At 63.1% G+C, this 18,043-nt stretch carries 17 protein-coding genes; 6 read left to right on the forward strand and 11 right to left on the reverse strand.

Annotated features, from left to right (window positions below; all coding sequences use genetic code 11):
• Window positions 1-57 precede the first annotated feature (57 nt).
• The 6 genes from NK8_RS08760 to NK8_RS08785 all read left to right on the forward strand — a co-directional run bounded on the left by NK8_RS08760 (window position 58) and on the right by NK8_RS08785 (window position 6,734).
• Window positions 58-1,239, forward strand: coding sequence for a pyridoxal phosphate-dependent aminotransferase (locus NK8_RS08760; RefSeq protein ID WP_213226081.1), 1,182 nt, complete (start codon window positions 58-60; stop codon window positions 1,237-1,239).
• Window positions 1,240-1,313: 74 nt separating this feature from the next.
• Entirely contained in the window at window positions 1,314-2,855 is a 1,542-nt protein-coding gene (locus NK8_RS08765; protein WP_213226082.1) for a 3-hydroxyacyl-CoA dehydrogenase, read from the forward strand.
• On the forward strand, window positions 2,852-3,640 hold the full coding sequence (locus tag NK8_RS08770; protein WP_162065853.1) for an oxepin-CoA hydrolase, alternative type: 789 nt from the start codon (window positions 2,852-2,854) through the stop codon (window positions 3,638-3,640). The genes NK8_RS08765 and NK8_RS08770 overlap by 4 nt, the downstream gene beginning before the upstream one ends.
• Before the next feature lie 4 nt (window positions 3,641-3,644).
• Entirely contained in the window at window positions 3,645-4,370 is a 726-nt protein-coding gene (locus NK8_RS08775; RefSeq protein WP_213226083.1) for a histidine phosphatase family protein, read from the forward strand.
• 26 nt (window positions 4,371-4,396) lie between these two features.
• Window positions 4,397-5,494 (forward strand): phosphotransferase, encoded by a 1,098-nt coding sequence (locus tag NK8_RS08780; RefSeq protein ID WP_213226084.1) that lies wholly within the window; start codon window positions 4,397-4,399, stop codon window positions 5,492-5,494.
• A 19-nt stretch (window positions 5,495-5,513) separates the two neighbouring features.
• On the forward strand, window positions 5,514-6,734 hold the full coding sequence (locus NK8_RS08785) for an acyl-CoA dehydrogenase family protein (protein WP_213226085.1): 1,221 nt from the start codon (window positions 5,514-5,516) through the stop codon (window positions 6,732-6,734).
• A 631-nt stretch (window positions 6,735-7,365) separates the two neighbouring features.
• On the opposite strand, the gene NK8_RS08790 is transcribed toward NK8_RS08785, so the two are convergent.
• The 11 genes from NK8_RS08790 to NK8_RS08840 form a co-directional block, all read right to left on the reverse strand.
• Window positions 7,366-7,839 carry a MaoC family dehydratase gene (locus NK8_RS08790; RefSeq protein ID WP_213226086.1) on the reverse strand — a complete coding sequence of 158 codons (474 nt, stop codon included), beginning with the start codon at window positions 7,837-7,839 and terminating at the stop codon, window positions 7,366-7,368.
• Between the two features lie 21 nt (window positions 7,840-7,860).
• Window positions 7,861-8,991, reverse strand: a complete 1,131-nt coding sequence (locus tag NK8_RS08795) for an acyl-CoA dehydrogenase family protein (protein WP_213226087.1) — start codon at window positions 8,989-8,991, stop codon at window positions 7,861-7,863.
• A 9-nt stretch (window positions 8,992-9,000) separates the two neighbouring features.
• Window positions 9,001-10,197 (reverse strand): acyl-CoA dehydrogenase family protein, encoded by a 1,197-nt coding sequence (locus tag NK8_RS08800; protein WP_213226088.1) that lies wholly within the window; start codon window positions 10,195-10,197, stop codon window positions 9,001-9,003.
• Window positions 10,198-10,254: 57 nt separating this feature from the next.
• Window positions 10,255-10,704, reverse strand: a complete 450-nt coding sequence (locus tag NK8_RS08805) for a DUF1178 family protein (RefSeq protein ID WP_213226089.1) — start codon at window positions 10,702-10,704, stop codon at window positions 10,255-10,257.
• Window positions 10,705-10,900: 196 nt separating this feature from the next.
• Window positions 10,901-11,500 (reverse strand): NUDIX domain-containing protein, encoded by a 600-nt coding sequence (locus NK8_RS08810; RefSeq protein ID WP_213226090.1) that lies wholly within the window; start codon window positions 11,498-11,500, stop codon window positions 10,901-10,903.
• Between the two features lie 45 nt (window positions 11,501-11,545).
• Complete coding sequence (locus NK8_RS08815; RefSeq protein WP_213226091.1) at window positions 11,546-11,866, reverse strand: DUF2818 family protein; 321 nt, start codon at window positions 11,864-11,866, stop codon at window positions 11,546-11,548.
• Window positions 11,866-13,338, reverse strand: a complete 1,473-nt coding sequence (gene nuoN / locus NK8_RS08820; protein ID WP_213226092.1) for an NADH-quinone oxidoreductase subunit NuoN — start codon at window positions 13,336-13,338, stop codon at window positions 11,866-11,868. Before nuoN ends, NK8_RS08815 begins: the two co-directional genes overlap by 1 nt.
• Window positions 13,339-13,363: 25 nt before the next feature.
• On the reverse strand, window positions 13,364-14,863 hold the full coding sequence (locus NK8_RS08825) for an NADH-quinone oxidoreductase subunit M (RefSeq protein ID WP_162065864.1): 1,500 nt from the start codon (window positions 14,861-14,863) through the stop codon (window positions 13,364-13,366).
• Window positions 14,864-14,876: 13 nt separating this feature from the next.
• Window positions 14,877-16,943, reverse strand: coding sequence for an NADH-quinone oxidoreductase subunit L (gene nuoL / locus NK8_RS08830; RefSeq protein WP_213226093.1), 2,067 nt, complete (start codon window positions 16,941-16,943; stop codon window positions 14,877-14,879).
• A 17-nt stretch (window positions 16,944-16,960) separates the two neighbouring features.
• The gene (gene nuoK / locus NK8_RS08835) at window positions 16,961-17,266 is read right to left on the reverse strand and encodes an NADH-quinone oxidoreductase subunit NuoK (protein ID WP_016345647.1); all 306 of its coding nucleotides are present in this window, start codon (window positions 17,264-17,266) and stop codon (window positions 16,961-16,963) included.
• A gap of 20 nt (window positions 17,267-17,286) precedes the next feature.
• On the reverse strand, window positions 17,287-17,964 hold the full coding sequence (locus NK8_RS08840; protein ID WP_213226094.1) for an NADH-quinone oxidoreductase subunit J: 678 nt from the start codon (window positions 17,962-17,964) through the stop codon (window positions 17,287-17,289).
• Between the last annotated feature and the right edge of the window lie 79 nt (window positions 17,965-18,043).

Here is an 18,043-nt window from a genome sequence, read left to right on the forward strand (position 1 = left end):
GCTGTCTTAAAATAGCGTCCGCACTGTACCGATCGCTTCGTCCACGCCCACATGATCATGAACGCCACCCACGAATTGCCGCCGACACCGCCCGAGCTTTCCTTCCCGTCGCGCTTGCCCAACGTGGGCACGACCATCTTCACCGTGATGAGCGCGCTCGCCGCGCAAAAAGGCGCGGTCAATCTCGGGCAGGGTTTCCCCGATTTCGATTGCGATGCGCGCATCGTCGATGCCGTCGCCACCGCGATGCGCGACGGCCACAACCAGTATCCGCCGATGGCGGGCGCCGCGCCCCTGCGCCAGGCGATCGCGCGCAAGATCGACGCGCTTTACGGCCGCGCGTACGACGCCGACACGGAAATCACCGTGACCGCCGGCGCGACGCAAGCCTTGCTCACCGCCGTGCTGTGCTGCGTGCAACCCGGCGACGAAGTGATCGTCATCGAGCCGATGTACGACAGCTACGTGCCGTCGATCGAACTCGCGGGCGGCAAGCCGGTGTTCGTGTCGCTCGAAGCGCCCGATTACGCCCTGCCTTTCGACAAGATCGCCGCCGCGATCACGCCGAAGACGCGCCTCCTGATGATCAACACGCCGCACAACCCGACCGGCCGCGTATGGCGCGCGGACGACATGAAGAAGCTGGAGGAGATCGTGCGCGGCACCAACGTGCTGATCGTCTCCGATGAAGTCTACGAGCACATGGTCTACGACGGCGCGCCGCACGAAAGCGTCTCGCGCTATCCGGAGCTCGCGAAGCGCAGCTTCGTCGTGTCGAGCTTCGGCAAGACGTTTCATGTGACGGGCTGGAAGGTCGGCTATGTCGCCGCGCCGGCCGCGCTTTCCGCCGAGTTCCGCAAGGTGCATCAGTTCAACGTGTTCACGGTGAACACGCCGATGCAGATCGGCCTCGCGCATTATCTCGACGACCCGAAGCCGTATCTCGAACTGCCCGCCTTCTATCAGAAGAAGCGCGACTTCTTCCGCGCGGGACTCGCGAACACGCGCTTCTCGCTCTTGCCCTGCGACGGCACGTATTTCCAGTGCGTCGACTATTCGAAGATCAGCGACATGCCCGAAGCCGACTTCGCGCAATGGCTCACGAGCGAAATCGGCGTGGCTGCGATTCCGGTGTCGGCGTTCTATCACGAGAGCCATGAATCCGGCGTCGTGCGCTTTTGCTTCGCGAAAAAAGAAGAGACGCTCGCGCTCGCGCTCGAACGCCTCGCCAGACTCTGAGCGAGGCGCGCCCGCCGAGCCGCATCGAACCCGACGCCACGCGCGTTCCCATCCTCGAGGAGCAGAACCGCATCATGACTCAGCACGAATACAGGATCGAAACGCTCGGTATCGTCGGCAGCGGCGCGATGGGACGCGGCATCGCGCAGATCGCGGCGCTCGGCGGACTGAGCGTGCGTCTCTACGACACCAACCCGCAAGCGCTCGCCGCCGCGCGCGAGTATCTGTCGGACACGTTCGCGAAACTCACCGGGAAGGGCAAGCTCAAGGAAGCCGATGCACACGCGGCGCTCACGCGCATCCGCGATGCGGGCGACACGAGCGAACTGTCCGATTGCGACGCCATCGTCGAGGCGATCGTCGAGAATCTCGACATCAAGCGCGAGTTGTTCCGCGAACTCGAAGCGGTCGTCGGCGCGCATTGCATTCTGGCGTCGAATACATCCTCGCTGTCGATCACCGCGATCGCCGCCGGATGCGCGCATCCCGGGCGCGTCGCGGGCTTTCACTTCTTCAACCCGGTGCCGTTGATGCGCGTCGTCGAAGTGATCGACGGCCTGCGCGGCGACCCGCGCGCCGGCGACGCGTTGACGGACCTCGCGCGCCGCATGGGTCACACGCCGGTGCGCGCGAAGGACATGCCGGGCTTCATCGTCAATCATGCCGGGCGCGGCATGAACACCGAGGGCTTGCGCGTGGCGAGCGAAGGCGTCGCGAGCTTCGCGGACATCGACCGCATCATGCGTGAGCAGGCGGGCTTTCGGCTCGGTCCGTTCGAGCTGCTCGATCTCACCGCGCTCGACGTCTCGCATCCGGTGATGGAATCGATCTATCACCAGTTCTATGAGGAGCCGCGCTTCAGGCCGTCGCCGATCACGGGCACGCGGCTCGCGGGCGGGCTCATCGGGCGCAAGGCGGGCGCCGGGTTTTATCGTTATGCCGATGGCAAGCAGGACGTGCCGCCCGAACCCGCAGCGCCGACGAAACTCCCGACGCGCGTGTGGATCAGCCGCGCGTCGCACGCAGGACGCGAGGAAGTACTGAAGCTGATCGCCAAATGCGATTGCTCGGTGCATATCGACGCGGGCCACACGCCCGAGCCGGATTCGCTGATCATCGTGACGCCGCTCGGCTTCGATGCGACGACCGCGGCCGTCAACGAACATCTCGATGCGAAGCGCGTCGTGGCCGTCGATACGCTTTTCCCGCTCGATACCGTCGCGCGCCGCACGATCATGACGACGCCCGCGACCGCGCCCGCGATGCGCGACGCCGCGCACGCCCTCTTCGCCTTCGACGGCGTGCCCGTCAGCGTGATCCGCGATTCGACCGGCTTCGTCGCGCAGCGCGTGGTCGCGACGATCGTGAATATCGCCTGCGATATCGCGCAGCAAGGCATTGCGACGCCCGAGGACATCGACCTCGCCGTGATGCTCGGCCTCGGCTATCCACGCGGCCCGCTCGCGCTCGGCGACGCGCTCGGCGCCGCGACCATCCTCACGATTCTGCGCAACATCTACGCCGTGCTCGGCGACCCGCGCTACCGGCCCGCGCCGTGGCTGACGCGGCGCGCGCAGCTCGGACTTTCGCTTACCCATATCGAGGAGCTCAGATGAGCGCCGAACTACTGACAGAACGTCCCGCGGGCAGCGACACCACGCTCGTGCTCAAGTTGTCCAATCCCGGCGCGCGCAACGCGCTGCATCCGGACATGTACGCCGCCGGCATCGAAGCGTTGAGCACGGCGGAGCGCGACAACAGCGTGCGCGTGATCGTGCTGACCGGCGCCGACAACTTTTTCTGCGCGGGCGGCAATCTGAACCGCCTGCTGGAGAACCGCGCGAAAGATCCGTCGGTGCAGGGCGAAAGCATCGACATGCTGGCCGAATGGATCACCGCGCTGCGCGAATCGACCAAACCGGTGATCGCGGCGGTCGAAGGCGCGGCCGCCGGCGCGGGCTTTTCGCTCGCGCTCGCGTGCGATCTGATCGTCGCCGCCGATGACGCCCGCTTCGTCATGTCGTACGCGCGCGTCGGCCTCACGCCCGACGGCGGCGCATCGTGGTTCCTGTCGCGCGCCTTGCCGCGCACGCTCGCCAGCGAAGTGCTGCTCGAAGCAAAGCCGATCGGCGCGGCGCGCCTGCATGAAGTGGGCGTGGTGAACCGGCTGACGAAGAAAGGCATCGCGCTGGATGCGGCCATCGCATGGGCCGACGATCTCGGCAGCGTGTCGCCGAAAGCGCTGGCGCGCATCAAGTCGCTGATCAACGCCGCCGATGTGCAACCGCTCGCCGCGCATCTCGACATGGAACGCGACAGCTTCGTCGACGCGCTCCATCACGGCGATGCGCTCGAAGGCATCACCGCGTTCCTCGACAAGCGCCAGCCGAACTATCGCTAAGCCCATGGCTCACTACGAATTGCCGAAGCGCCGCCGCATCTTTCTGATGCGTCACGGCGACGTCACGTATTTCGACGACAGCGGCCGCGCGATCGATCCGGAAAGCGTGCCGCTCAACGAACGCGGGCGCGAGGAAGCGAGTGCGGCGGGCCGCGAATTCGCCGCGCGCAACATCCGTTTCGATCGCGTGATCGCGAGTGGATTGCCGCGCACGATCGAGACCGCGCAGCGCGTGCTGGACGCGACAGGACAGCGCATCGGCGTCGAAACGTGGTCCGAGTGGCAGGAAATTCGCGGCGGCAAACTCAAGGACCTCACGACCGCCGATATCGAACGCGCGTTTCTGTCGGTGTTCGATGGCGTCGTGCCGGAAGAAACGCAATTCCTCGGCGGCGAGACGATCGGCCAGTTGCTCGACCGCGCGTTGCCTGCGCTCGCGCGTTTGCGTGAGGATCGCGCGTGGGACACGGTGCTGCTCGTGCTGCACGGCGGCGTCAATCGCGCGCTGCTCTCGCACGCGATCACCGCGGGCGGGCGCGCGTTCTTCGGGCATCTGGCGCAGGCGACGGGCTGCATCAACGCGCTCGACGTCGGCGAAAAAGCGGGCGACTGGATCGTGCACGCGATCAACCACTCGCCGCCCTCGCCGCTGCACGCCGACGTGCGCAACACGACGATGGAACTGCTCTACGCGCAATTCGTACGCTACAAGGCCGGCGACATGGACTGACGTCGCCGTGCAAACCGGAGGAGACGATGCAGGACGAAGAACAGAACAAGCAGTCCGATTTCTCCGCGTTCGAAGGAACGCGTCCCGTGCAGGACAAGCAGCGCTTCGACACCGATGCGCTCGCAAGATGGCTCGCATCGAACGTCGATGGTTTCAGCGGCCCGTTGACCGTCGAGCAATTCGCGGGCGGCCAGTCGAACCCGACCTTCAAGCTCGTCACGCCCGCGCGCAGCTACGTGATGCGCGCGAAACCGGGACCCGCCGCGAAGCTGTTGCCGTCCGCGCATGCGATCGAGCGCGAGTATCGCGTGATGGACGCGCTCGCCTCCACCGATGTTCCCGTCGCGCGCATGCTCGCGCTGTGCGAGGACGAAAGCGTGATGGGCCGCGCGTTCTACGTGATGGACTTCGTGCAGGGGCGTGTGCTGTGGGATCAATCACTGCCCGGCATGACGCCCGCCGAGCGCGCCGCGATCTATGACGAAACCAATCGCGTGATCGCCGCGCTTCATACGGTTGACATCGAAGCCGCCGGACTGTCTGGCTACGGCAAGCCGGGCAATTACTTCGAGCGGCAGATCGGGCGCTGGAGCAAGCAGTATGTCGCATCGGAGACCGAAGAGATCGATGCGATGCATCGCCTGATCGAGTGGCTGCCGCAGCACATTCCGCAATCGCAGCAGGCGCGCGTGAGTATCGTGCACGGCGACTACCGGCTCGACAATCTCATCTTTCATCCGACCGAGCCGCGCGTGCTCGCCGTGCTCGACTGGGAGCTCTCGACACTCGGCGATCCGCTCGCCGATTTCGCGTATCACTGCATGGCGTGGCATGTCGATCCATCGCAGTTTCGCGGTATCGCGGGGCTCGACTGGGCCGCGCTCGGGATTCCCGATGAAGCCGCCTACGTGCAGCGCTATTGCGAGCGCACGGGCTTCACGATCGAAGGCGACTGGAACTTCTATCTCGCCTACAACATGTTCCGCATCGCCGCGATCCTGCAGGGCATCATGAAACGCGTCGTCGATGGCACCGCCGCGAGCGCGCAGGCCGTCGATGCGGGCAGACGCGCGCGGCCGATGGCCGAACTCGCGTGGCGATACGCGCAGAAAGTCGGTCGATGAGAACGCAGGAGACAAACGCATGAACTTCGACTACACGCCCAAGGTGCAGGCATTGCGCGCAAGGCTGCTCGCATTCTTCGACGCGCACATCTACCCGAACGAGCGCGCCTATGCCGAAGAAATCGCGGCGAATCGCGCGGCCGGCAACGCGTGGATTCCGACACGCCTGATCGAAAGTTTGAAAGAGCAGGCGCGCGCCGAAGGACTGTGGAATCTCTTTCTGCCTGCATCGGAGCGCGGCGCCGGACTCACCAATCTCGAATACGCGCCGCTGTGCGAAATCATGGGCCGTGTGCCGTGGGCGCCCGAGGTGTTCAATTGCAGCGCGCCGGACACCGGCAACATGGAAACCATCGAGCGCTACGGCACCGATGCGCAGAAAGCCCAATGGCTCGAACCGCTGTTGCGCGGCGAAATCCGCTCGGCGTTTCTGATGACGGAGCCGGAAGTCGCGTCGTCGGATGCGACCAATATCCGATGCAGCATCGCGCGCGACGGCGACGGCTATGTGATCGATGGCCACAAGTGGTGGTCATCGGGCGCGGGCGATCCGCGCTGCAAGGTGTATATCGTGATGGGCAAAACCGACGCGCAAGCGCCGAAGCACGCGCAGCAGTCGATGATTCTCGTGCCCGCCGACGCGAGCGGCATCACCGTGCATCGGCCCCTGAACGTGTTCGGCTACGACGACGCGCCGCATGGTCACATGGACATCACGCTCGACCATGTGCGCGTGCCGGCGACGAACATCTTGCTCGGCGAGGGGCGCGGCTTCGAAATCGCGCAGGGCCGGCTCGGGCCGGGGCGCATTCACCACTGCATGCGGTTGATCGGCCTGGCGGAGCGCGCGCTCGAACTGATGACGAAGCGCACGCTCGGGCGCATCGCGTTCGGCAAGCCGATCGCGCAGCATGGCGTGACGCAGGAGCGCATCGCCGAGGCGCGCATCATGATCGAGCAGGCGCGGCTGCTGACGCTCAAAGCCGCGTACATGATGGACACCGCCGGCAACAAGGGCGCGCGCGGCGAGATCGCGATGATCAAGGTGGTCGCGCCGAATGTCGCGTGTCAGGTCATCGACTGGGCGATCCAGGCGCACGGCGCGGGCGGCGTCAGCGACGACTTTCCGCTCGCGTACGCGTATGCCGCGGCGCGAACGCTGCGGCTCGCCGATGGCCCCGACGAAGTGCATCGCAATGCCATTGCGAAGCTGGAGTTCGGCAGGTACGCGGACGTCTGAGGATGGCGGACTGCGCCGGATCCCGTTAGCGTGTCGGTCTATTAGTGTTGCCCCTGTGCGGGGCGGCACCTACTTTCTTTGCTGCTGCAAAGAAAGTAGGCAAAGAAAGCAGCTCGAGACGCCCGCGGTCATACGCAATTTGGGTGTTCTTCTCGTTGTTCGTGGCCTCAGTAGCGAGTGCCCTCAAAGGACTAGCCGGGCGTGGACCGCGCACGGTCTGTCACATCGCACCACACGCGTGGCTGGTTCAGCACGAAATGGCTCCGGTCCGCTACGCGACCGATGGGTACATCGGGTCTGCGTGTGCTTCTGCGTTTCTACTTTCTCGTTGGTTTCCCTTGCATACCCAACGGCAGCGCGTAGCGCTGTGCCGGAACTCTTTCGTGCTGAACCAGCGTCCCTTGGGTAATAGCTTGTCGGACCGTGCGCGGTCCAAGCCCGGTTAGGCCTACGAGGGCACTCGCTACAGAGGCCGCGAGCGACGAGAAGAACACCCAAATTGCGTGTGACCGCGGGCGTGTCAAGCTGCTTTCTTTGGTTACTTTCTTTGCAGCAGCAAAGAAAGTGACTGCCGCCCCGCACAGGGGCAACGCTAATAAACCGACACGATCACGAGATCCAGCGAAAAACCCTAGACCACACGCGGACTTCCCTCCCCGCCCGGCTCACGCAAGCCGAACAGCGCCGCCGAATCCACCGTGAGCACGAGCTCGCCGTGCTGGTTATGTGCTTCCCAGCGCGTCTGCACGATACCGCGATCCGGCTTGCTCTTCGACACGCGCTTGTCGAGCACGCGCACGCTGAGCCTGACCGTATCGCCGACGCGCACGGGTTTGATCCAGCGAATATTGTCGAGCCCGGGCGAACCCATCGAAGTCGAATCGCCGACCATATCGCGCACGAGGATGCCCATCATCGCCGAACACGTGTTCCAGCCGCTCGCGACGAGACCGCCGAAATGCGACGCCTCGCCCGCCTCCTCGGAAAGATGAAACGGCTGCGGATCGTAACGCTCCGCGAATCCGACGATCTCTTCTCTCGTGAACGTGTGCGCGCTCAGTTGAACCGCGCTGCCGATTTCGAAATCCTCAAAGGCGTATTTCATGCGTAAGCTCCTCGTTGAGCGTCAATCTTCGGTGACTGAAAAAGCGGGAAGCGCGGCAAAGCGCGCGAGGTGATGATCGACATCTCCGAGCGTCGTCTCGATGATCGACAGGCGCTTGAACCAGTGCGCCGCCGGCAGTTCGTTGGTCATGCCCATGCCGCCGTGCAACTGCACGGCCTGCTGACCGACGAAGCGCGCAGCCTGCCCGACGCGCGCCTTCGCCGCCGAGATGGCTTGCGCGCGCGTCGCGGCATCGTCGCTGGTGTAGCGCGCGGCGGCCAGATACGTGATCGAGCGCGCCTGCTCCGTGTGAATCAGCATGTCGACCATGCGATGCTGCAGCGCCTGAAAACGCGCGATCGGCACGCCGAACTGCTGACGTTCCTTCGTATAGTCGACGGTCGCGCGATTGAGCGCGTCGAGTGCGCCGAGCGCTTCCGCGCACAGCAGGAAGGTCGCGTAGTCGGCGATCCGCTCGAGCGTCGCCGCGCCCGTATCGCGACCAGCGAGGCGAGTCGCCGGGGTCTGGTCGAGCGTGAGCGTGGCGGCACGTTGCCCGTCGATCGTGCGGTATTCCGCGATGCCGACCTTCGCCGCATCCTTTCCGACGATGAACAGCGCCACTTCGCCTCGCACGCGCGCGGGTACGATCCAGTAATCGGCTTGCGCGCCGTGCTGCACTATCGACTTCGTGCCTTCGAGCGTGACGCGATCGCCCGCTTCGCTCGCGATCGTGCGCAGATCGAAGAGATCGTGGCGCGCATGCGGCTCGTGGAACGCGACCGCCAGACGAATCTCACCGCGTCCCGCGCGTTCGAGCAACTCACCGGCGACGGCACTGCCCTTTTCCGCTGCGAGCCGCAACGCTTCGATACCGACAGCCGTCGCCCAATAAGGCTCGACGACGAGCGCGCGCCCCAGTTCCTGCATCACGACGAGCATGTCGACCGGGCCGCCATCGAAACCGCCCTGCGCTTCGGGGACCGGCAGCGCGAGCAGACCCAGTTCGGCGAATGCGCGCCAATGCTTTTCATCGACGCCCGCCTCTGACGCGACGATCTTCTGCCGCGCATCGAACGCATATTCCTTGTCGAGGTAACGGCGCAGCGCATCGCGGAACTGCTGCTGTTCATCGCTGAAAGTAAAGTCCATGCGCGCTCCTCAAAGTCCCAGAATCATCTGCGCGATGATGTTCTTTTGAATCTCGTTCGAGCCGCCGTAGATCGATGTCTTGCGAAAGTTGAAGTAGTACGCGGCGAGCGGCGCGGTATCGTCGTCGCCGGTCAGGCTGCGCGCGCGTTCGCCTTCGAGGAACGCGGGATCGAAGGCCGCCGCGTGCGGGCCGATTGCTTCGACCATCAGTTCGGTCAGCGCCTGTTGCACTTCGGTGCCTTTGATCTTGAGCATCGACGCTTCCGGGCCCGGCCCCTTGCCGCCTGCTTCGCTCGCGATGACTCGCTGCACGGTCACTTCGAGCGCCATCAGTTCGATCTCGAGCGCGGCCACTTTTGCGGCGAACAGCGGATCGTGGAGCAGCGGCTCGCCGCCTTTGGTGCGATCCAGCGCAAGACGCTTGAGAAACAGCAACTCCCGTTTCGATTGCCCGACGCGCGCGATGCCCGTACGCTCGTGACCGAGCAGATACTTCGCGTAGGTCCAGCCGCGATTTTCCTCGCCGACGAGATTCGCCACCGGAACTTTCACGTCTTCGAAAAAGACTTCGTTGACTTCGTGATCTTCGTCGAGCGTGATGATCGGCCGCACAGTGATGCCGGGCGTCTTCATGTCGATCAGAAGGAATGAGATGCCCTCCTGCTTCTTCGCATCGGAATCGGTGCGTACGAGGCAGAACATCATGTCGGCGTGCTGGCCGAGCGTCGTCCACGTCTTTTGTCCGTTCACGATGTAGTGATCGTCACGCCGCTCGGCGCGTGTGCGCAATGATGCGAGATCGGAACCGGAACCTGGCTCCGAGTAGCCTTGGCACCACCAGTCGGTGCCATCGAGAATGCGCGGCAGATAGCGGGATTTCTGCTCGGCGCTGCCGTACTTCATCAGCACCGGCGCGACCATCGAAACGCCGAAGGGCAGCACCATCGGCGCGCCGGCGCGAGCGCATTCTTCATCCCAGATATGACGTTGAGTGACGTCCCAGCCGGGGCCGCCGTATTCCGTCGGCCACGCGGCCGCCGACCAGCCGCGCGCGGCGAGCAGCTTGTGCCAGCTCGCGTAATCGTCGCGTGTCAGACGCTTGTGATGGAGGACTTTGTCGCGCAACGCGCGAGGGAGACTGGCTTCGAGCCAGGTGCGGACTTCGGCGCGAAAGGCGTCGTCGGCGGGGGAATAGTTGAGGTTCATGCGCGGTGTCTCCTTCATGGCCCGGACCAGAGCCAGAAGAGGCGCCGCGCGCGAATGTTACTGCAGCGGCTCTTTCAATGCGTCCGGAACAGGCAACGGCATCACGTCGATCCCTTCTTCGAGCAAGGCATGCGCGTCCTCGGGCGTCGTGACGCCGCGAATGTTGCGCGCCGGCGCTTCGTTGTAGTGAATGCGCCGCGCCTCTTCGGCAAACCGCTCGCCCACGTTTTCGGTCTTCCCGATCAGCTCACGCATGAATTGCAGCGCGCGCGCCTGCAGCGCCGCCGCTTCGGGCGTGACTTGCGCCTGCGCAGGCTGCGGCGCCGCCTCGCCTCGCGCCGACGACAAATTCAGGCGCGGCGCGGACGGCATGCGGCTCACTTCGGTCGCCGAACAAACCGGACATGCAACCAGCTTGCGCGACAACTGCGATTCGAACTCCTCGGTCGAGGCGAACCAGCCTTCGAACCGGTGTTCGTGCGAGCACTTTAAATCGAGAACCTTCATGCTGATCGGGCTTCGTCTGGAGTTTATCTCAAAAACGCGTTTTGTGAACGATCGTTCGCAAGATCGGAAGAATGGCGCGCGCGTCATCGATGGAACATTCATTCTAGCCGCTCGGCCCTCGCGACGCTTTTGTTGACGCAAAAACGACAAAAGCGGCCATCGAGGCCGCTTCCGCATGCATGCGTCTGACGCGCGCTCAGTCGGTGATCGTCTCTCCGAGCTTCCACTCGCCCGAACGGACTTTCTCCAGCCAGAACGCGCCGATGATCGTCTTCACGTCGCTGATGGTGCCGTCCTTCACCCAGTTCATCAGTTGCGCTTCATCGGCGATAAAGGTTTCGAGGAACTCGCCTTCATCAAGCTTGGCATCGCCCGAACTCAGGCCGCGCGCGAGATAGATGTCGATGAACTCGGTCGAGTACGAAATCACCGGATGGATACGCGTGAGAAACGTCCATTCGCGCGCCGTGTAGCCCGTCTCTTCCTGCAACTCGCGTTTCGCGCACGTGAGTTCGTCTTCGTTGGGATCGAGCTTGCCCGCGGGAAATTCGAGCAGAACCTTCCCTACCGGATAGCGAAACTGACGTTCGAGCAGCACGCGGCCATCGTCGAAGACCGGCAGGATCATCACCGCGCCGGGATGCTCGACGAATTCGCGCGTCGCGTGCTTGCCGTCCGGCAATTCGACGGTATCACGCTTGAGCGTGAGGAATTTGCCCTCGTGCAGCGTGATGCTTTCGACCTTCTTTTCGGTGAGGCCGTCGTCTTTGCCGGGAATCGAGGAATGATCTGCCATCTTGAGCCTTGTGCCTTGAAGCAGGCCGCTGACGGCGCGAAGCCGTCAGCGACGCTTGACGAGATATTGGTACGTGAAGCCCGGAAACGCGAACACCACGAAGAGACTGAAGGTGATGGCATAGAACTGCCATTCCTGAGCGAAGCGGTTGCCGGCGCGCGCTTCCAGCATGAAGCCGAGCGCGCCGACCGCGAAGTAAAGAACGATGAGCTCGCCGATGCGAATCCACGCGCTCTTCTTCGCTGTCCTGTGTCCCGTCGGCGCCGGAAGCGCCAACGGGACGACGGCGAAGAGGCGCTGATTCAGAAACGGCAGGTTGGCGAGAACGAGCGCCAACAGCACGATGAACCAGCCTGCCGCCGACATTACAGCGGCAGCGTATGCGAGATCGCCGTCAGGCACGCGGTCATCAGCGGGCCCGGAACCAGACCGAGCACCAGCACGGCGAGGCCGTTGAACGCGAGCAACGAGCGGTTCAGGCCGCCAGCGACGATCGGCGATGCGTCTTGCGGTGCATCGAAGTACATCAGCTTCACGACGCGCAGGTAGTAGAACGCACCCACGAGCGAGGTCATCACGGCGAGGACGGCGAGCCACGTGAGGCCGGCGTTCATCGTCGCTTCGAGCACGGCGAGCTTCGCATAGAAACCGACCGTCGGCGGGATGCCGGCGAGCGAGAACATCATGATCATCATGACGAACGCGAACACCGGGCTGCGCTGGTTCAGGCCCTTGAAGTCCTCGAGCATTTCGGCTTCGAAGTCGCGGCGCGCGAGCAGCATGACCACGCCGAAGGTGCCGAGCGTCGTCACCAGATAGATGATGCTGTAGAACATCGCCGAGCTGTATGCGCCGGCCGCGCCGGTCACCTTGCCGTCGACGACGCCCGCGAGCAGGCCGAGCAGCACGAAGCCCATGTTGGAGATGGCCGAATACGCCAGCATCCGCTTGATGTTCTTCTGCACGATACCCGTGATATTGCCGACGATGAGCGACAGCGCCGCGAGAATCACCAGCATCTCCTGCCAGTCGATCGCCAGCGGGAGCAGGCCCATCACCAGCAGACGCAGGCCCCACGCGAACGCCGCGACCTTCGGACCGCCGCCGGTGAGCAGCGTCATCGCAGTCGGTGCGCCTTGATACACGTCGGGCACCCACATGTGGAACGGCACCGCGCCCATCTTGAACGCCACACCCGCCACGACGAAGATCACGCCGAACAGCAGCACGGCATCGTTGATGCGTCCCGAAGCCACCGCCTTCAGCACTTCATTCAGTTCGAGCGAACCGGTCGCGCCGTAGAGCATCGAGATGCCGTACAGCAGGAAACCGGATGCGAGCGCGCCGAGCACGTAGTACTTCATCGCCGATTCGTTCGACTGCGGCGCGTCCTTGCGCAGCGCGATGACCGCGTACAGCGACAGCGACATCAGTTCGAGGCCGAGATACAGCGTGAGGAAGTTATTGCCCGAAATCATCACGCACTGGCCCAGCAGCGAAAACAGGCCGAGCAGGAAGAAGTCGCCGCGGAACAGGTCGCGATCTTCCAGATACTTCTTCGAATAGATGATCGAGACCGCGTAGCCGAGGCACACCACCGCCTTCATCGCGCTCGCGAACGGATCGACGATGTACATGCGCGTGAAGAAGTAGGCCGGCGTCGGATTGAGCGCGGTCATCGCGAACCACACGCCACAGACGATCGTCGACACGAGCGCGATCAGATACGTCGTATTGCGGCTCTTCTCGCCGAACACCGTGTCGTTCAACCAGGCGACGACGACTGCGGCCATCAGGACCGCGTCGGGCCACAACATACTCATAGGAGCGTTTTGCATGATCTTTTAGTTCCTCCGCACGACGTTACTGAGCCAGCGGCAGCTTGGACTGCGCGACGTGGGAGAGCAGGTTTGCCACGGATTCGTGCATCACGTCGGTAAAGGGCTTCGGATGCAGGCCCATGTACAGCGTGAACAGCGCCAGCACGGCGAGCATCAGGAATTCGCGCTTGTTGATGTCCTTGAGCTTCGCGACGTGGTCGTTCGCGACCGCTCCGAAATACACGCGCTTGTACATCCACAGCGTGTAGGCCGCGCCGAGAATCAGCGTGAAGGTGGCGAGGAAGGCGATCCAGAAGTTGTACTTCACCGCCGCCAGAATCACCATGAATTCGCCGACGAAACCCGAGGTGCCCGGCAAGCCGCAGTTGGCCATCGCGAAGAGCATCGCGAACGCGGCGAACTTCGGCATCGTGTTCACGACGCCGCCGTAATCCGCGATCTGACGCGAGTGGACGCGGTCATAGAGCACGCCGATCGAAAGGAACATCGCGCCCGAGATGAAGCCGTGCGAGATCATCTGGATCAGCCCGCCTTCGACGGCGAGCTGGCTCGACGGTCCGAACATGAAAAAGCCGAGCGTGACGAAGCCCATGTGCGCGATCGACGAATACGCGACGAGCTTCTTCATGTCGGCCTGCACCAGCGCGACGAGACCGATGTAGATCACCGCGATCAGCGACAGCGTGATGACCACCGGCGCCAGGAAATGGCTCGCGTCCGGCGCGATCGGCAGCGAGAAGCGCAGGAAACCGTACGCGCCCAGCTTCAGCATGATCGCCGCCAGCACGACCGAGCCGCCCGTCGGGGCTTCCACGTGCGCGTCAGGCAACCACGTGTGCACCGGCCACATCGGTACCTTCACGGCGAACGCCAGGAAGAACGCGATGAAGAGCAGCACCTGTGGCGTCATGTCGAGCTTCGCGGCGTGCCACGCGGCGAGATCGAACGTATGCGTCTGCGTGTACAGATACAGCAACGCGACCAGCATCAGCAGCGAGCCGGCCAGCGTGTACAGGAAGAACTTGAACGCCGCGTACACGCGGTTCGGTCCACCCCACACGCCGATGATGATGTACATCGGAATGAGCGTGGCTTCGAAGAACACGTAGAACAGCAGGCCATCCGCCGTCGAGAACACGCCGATCATGATGCCCGAGAGGATCAGAAACGCGGCCATGTACTGCGACACGCGCTCGGTGATCACTTCCCAGCCGGCGATCACGACGATCACCGTGATGAGCGCGGTCAGCACGACGAACCACATCGAGATGCCGTCCACACCGAGGTGGTACGTGATGTTGAAGCGCTCGATCCAGTTCGACTGTTCGACGAACTGCAGCGCGGCCGTCGACGTATCGAAGCCGGTGATGAGCGGAATCGTGACGATCAGCCCGAGCACCGAGCCGATCAGCGCGACCCAGCGCGCGGGCGCCGGGTTCTGGTCGTTACCAACTGCGAGCACCAGCAGGCCGAAAATGATCGGCAGCCAGATCGCGACACTGAGAATCGGAAAAGAGTGCATAGGATCCCTCGCCTTATTTGCCGCCGAGCGTCACAAACAGGGTCAAGAGCCCCAACATGCCGATAATCATGGCGAACGCGTAGTGATAGATGTAACCGGATTGAAGGAAGCGGATCACACCGGCGAACCAGCCCATGAACCGCGCACTGCCGTTGACGATGCCGTCGATGACGACCACATCGCCCTCTTTCCACAGACCGCGGCCGATGGCGACCGCGCCCTTCGCGAACACGACCTCATTGATCTTGTCGCAGTAGTACTTGTTGTCGAGCAGCACGTAGATCGGACGGAAGGTCTTTGCAACGACCGCCGGCAGATCCGGACGCTTCATGTAGAAGAACCACGCGACGATCACACCCAGCGCCGCGAGCCACACCGGACCCGGCGTGATGATGCCGTGCAGCGCCATCGCGACCCAGCCGTGGAACTCTTCGGCCATTTCCTTCAGGCCTTCGTGGTTCTCGCCAATGAAGATCACCTTGTCGAACGCCACGCCGTGCGCGAAGAAGTCGCCGTAAATCATCGGGCCGATCATGATCGCGCCGATGATGATCGACGGAATAGCGAGCAGCACGAGCGGCAGCGTCACCACCCAGGGCGTTTCGTGCGGAACGTGCGCGTGGCCATGACCATGATCGTCGTGACCGTGCGAGTCGTGACCGTGGCCGTGCGCTTCGGCCTGGCCCATCGGCGAATCGGGATGTTTCGGACCACGGAAGCGCTCTTCGCCGTGGAACACCATGAAATACATGCGGAACGAGTACAGCGACGTGACGAACACGCTCGCGACCACTGCGAAATACGCGAAGCCCGAGCCCGCCAGATGCGAGTACTTAACCGCTTCGATGATCGAGTCCTTCGAGTAGAAACCCGAGAAGAACGGCGTGCCGATCAGCGCGAGCGAACCGATCAGCGACGTGATCCACGTGATCGGCATGTACTTGCGCAGGCCGCCCATGTTGCGCATGTCCTGATCGTGGTGCATCCCGATGATGACCGAGCCCGCGCCGAGGAACAGCAGCGCCTTGAAGAACGCGTGCGTGCCGAGGTGGAACACGGCAACCGGGTACGCCGAGACGCCGAGCGCGACCGTCATGTAGCCGAGCTGTGAGAGCGTCGAATACGCGACCACGCGCTTGATGTCGTTCTGCACGACGCCGAGGAAGCCCATGAACAACGCTGTGATGGCGCCGATGACCGTCACGAACGAGAGCGCCGCATCCGAGTGCTCGAACAGCGGCGACATGCGCGTCACCATGAAGATACCGGCCGTCACCATGGTCGCCGCGTGAATCAGCGCGGAGATCGGCGTCGGGCCTTCCATCGAATCAGGCAGCCAGACGTGCAGCGGGAACTGCGCCGACTTGCCCATCGCGCCGATGAACAGGCACACGCAGGCAACCGTCAGCAGGCCCCATTGCGTGCCGGGGAAAGTCATCGCCGCGAGCTTGTCGCCTTGGGCGAACACGTCGCCGTAGTTCAGCGAACCCGCGAACGAGAGCAGCAGACCGATGCCCAGCAGAAAGCCGAAGTCGCCCACGCGGTTCACGATGAACGCCTTCATGTTGGCGTAGATCGCGCTCTCACGCGTGAAGTAGAAGCCGATCAGGAGGTACGACACGAGACCCACCGCTTCCCAGCCGAAGAACAGCTGCAGGAAGTTGTTGCTCATGACGAGCATCAGCATCGAGAACGTGAAGAGCGAAATGTACGAGAAGAAGCGCTCGTAACCCACTTCCTCGTCCGCCATGTAGCCGATCGTGTAGATGTGCACCATCAGCGAGACGAAGGTCACGATGACCATCATCATCGCCGTGAGCGAGTCGACCAGGAAGCCGACTTCCATCTTGAGCGTGCCGACGTTCATCCATTCGTAGATGGTCGCGTTGAAGCTCGCGCCATGCATCACGTCGTTGAAGACGATCGCCGAAAGGATGAACGAGATGAAGACGCCGAGGATCGTGATGCGATGCGAACCCTTGCGCCCCACCGCCTTCCCGAATAGCCCTGCGATCAGCGAGCCGGCCAGCGGCGCCAGCGGAACCGCGAGCAGGAGGTTTTCATTGAGTGTCGTGGACATAACAGCCTAGCCTGAAATTAACCTTTGAGCTGATCGAGGTCCTCGACGTTGATCGTGTCGAGGCTACGGAACAGGGTCACGAGAATCGCGAGACCGATCGCGGCTTCAGCCGCGGCCACGGTCAGCACGAAGAACACGAAAATCTGGCCATGCACATCGCCCAGATAGTGCGAGAACGCGACAAAATTGGTGTTCACCGCGAGCAGCATCAATTCGATGGCCATCAGGATGATGATGATGTTGCGGCGGTTCAGGAAGATGCCGACGATGCTGATCGCAAACAGGATCGCACCGAGCACGAGGTAATGGGCAAGACTCAACATATTCGTATTCTCCTTCGCGCTCAGCCCTTGTTGTCGACCGTACCCGCGCCGATATTGCCGGTCACGGCCGGTTCCGTGGTGGCGTCCGGCGCCTCTGTCTCGGACTTCATCTTCACGATGCGAACGCGATCTTGCGCGCGCACCTTGACTTGCTGGCTGACGGTTTGCGTCTTCTTGTCTTTCTTGTCGCGGATCGTGAGCGAGATCGCAGCGATGATGGCGACCAGCAGAACGAGACCCGCAATTTCAAAGGCGAAGATGTAGTCCGTGTAGATGACCTTGCCGATCAGTTGCGTATTCGGCATCACCCCCGCACCGCTGACGGCTGCGCCGACGACCGGCGTGATGGTCGCGCCGTAGCCGTGCCAGAGGATCAGCGCGGTCTCGATCACGATGATCGCGCCGACGATGCTCGCGAGCGGCACGAAGCGCTTGAAATCCCGTCGCAGGACATCAATGTTGATGTCGAGCATCATGACCACGAAGAGGAACAGCACCATCACGGCGCCCACGTACACGAGAACCAGCAGAATCGCGAGGAATTCGGCTTGCAGCAGCATCCAGATCGCGGCCGCGTTGAAGAACGAGAGCACGAGGAAAAGCGCGGATGACACCGGGTTGCGCGAGGTGATCACCTTCAGCGCCGACACGGTCAGCAGCAGCGCGAAGATATAGAACAGTACGGTTGTGAATTCCATGATTACCGGTTCATCGTTAGGCCATCATCAGGCATGGTGTGTCGGCGCTTTCGGACAGGAGCCGCCCTCGGCGCGCGCC

Source organism: Caballeronia sp. NK8 (genome assembly GCF_018408855.1).
Lineage (GTDB): Bacteria > Pseudomonadota > Gammaproteobacteria > Burkholderiales > Burkholderiaceae > Caballeronia.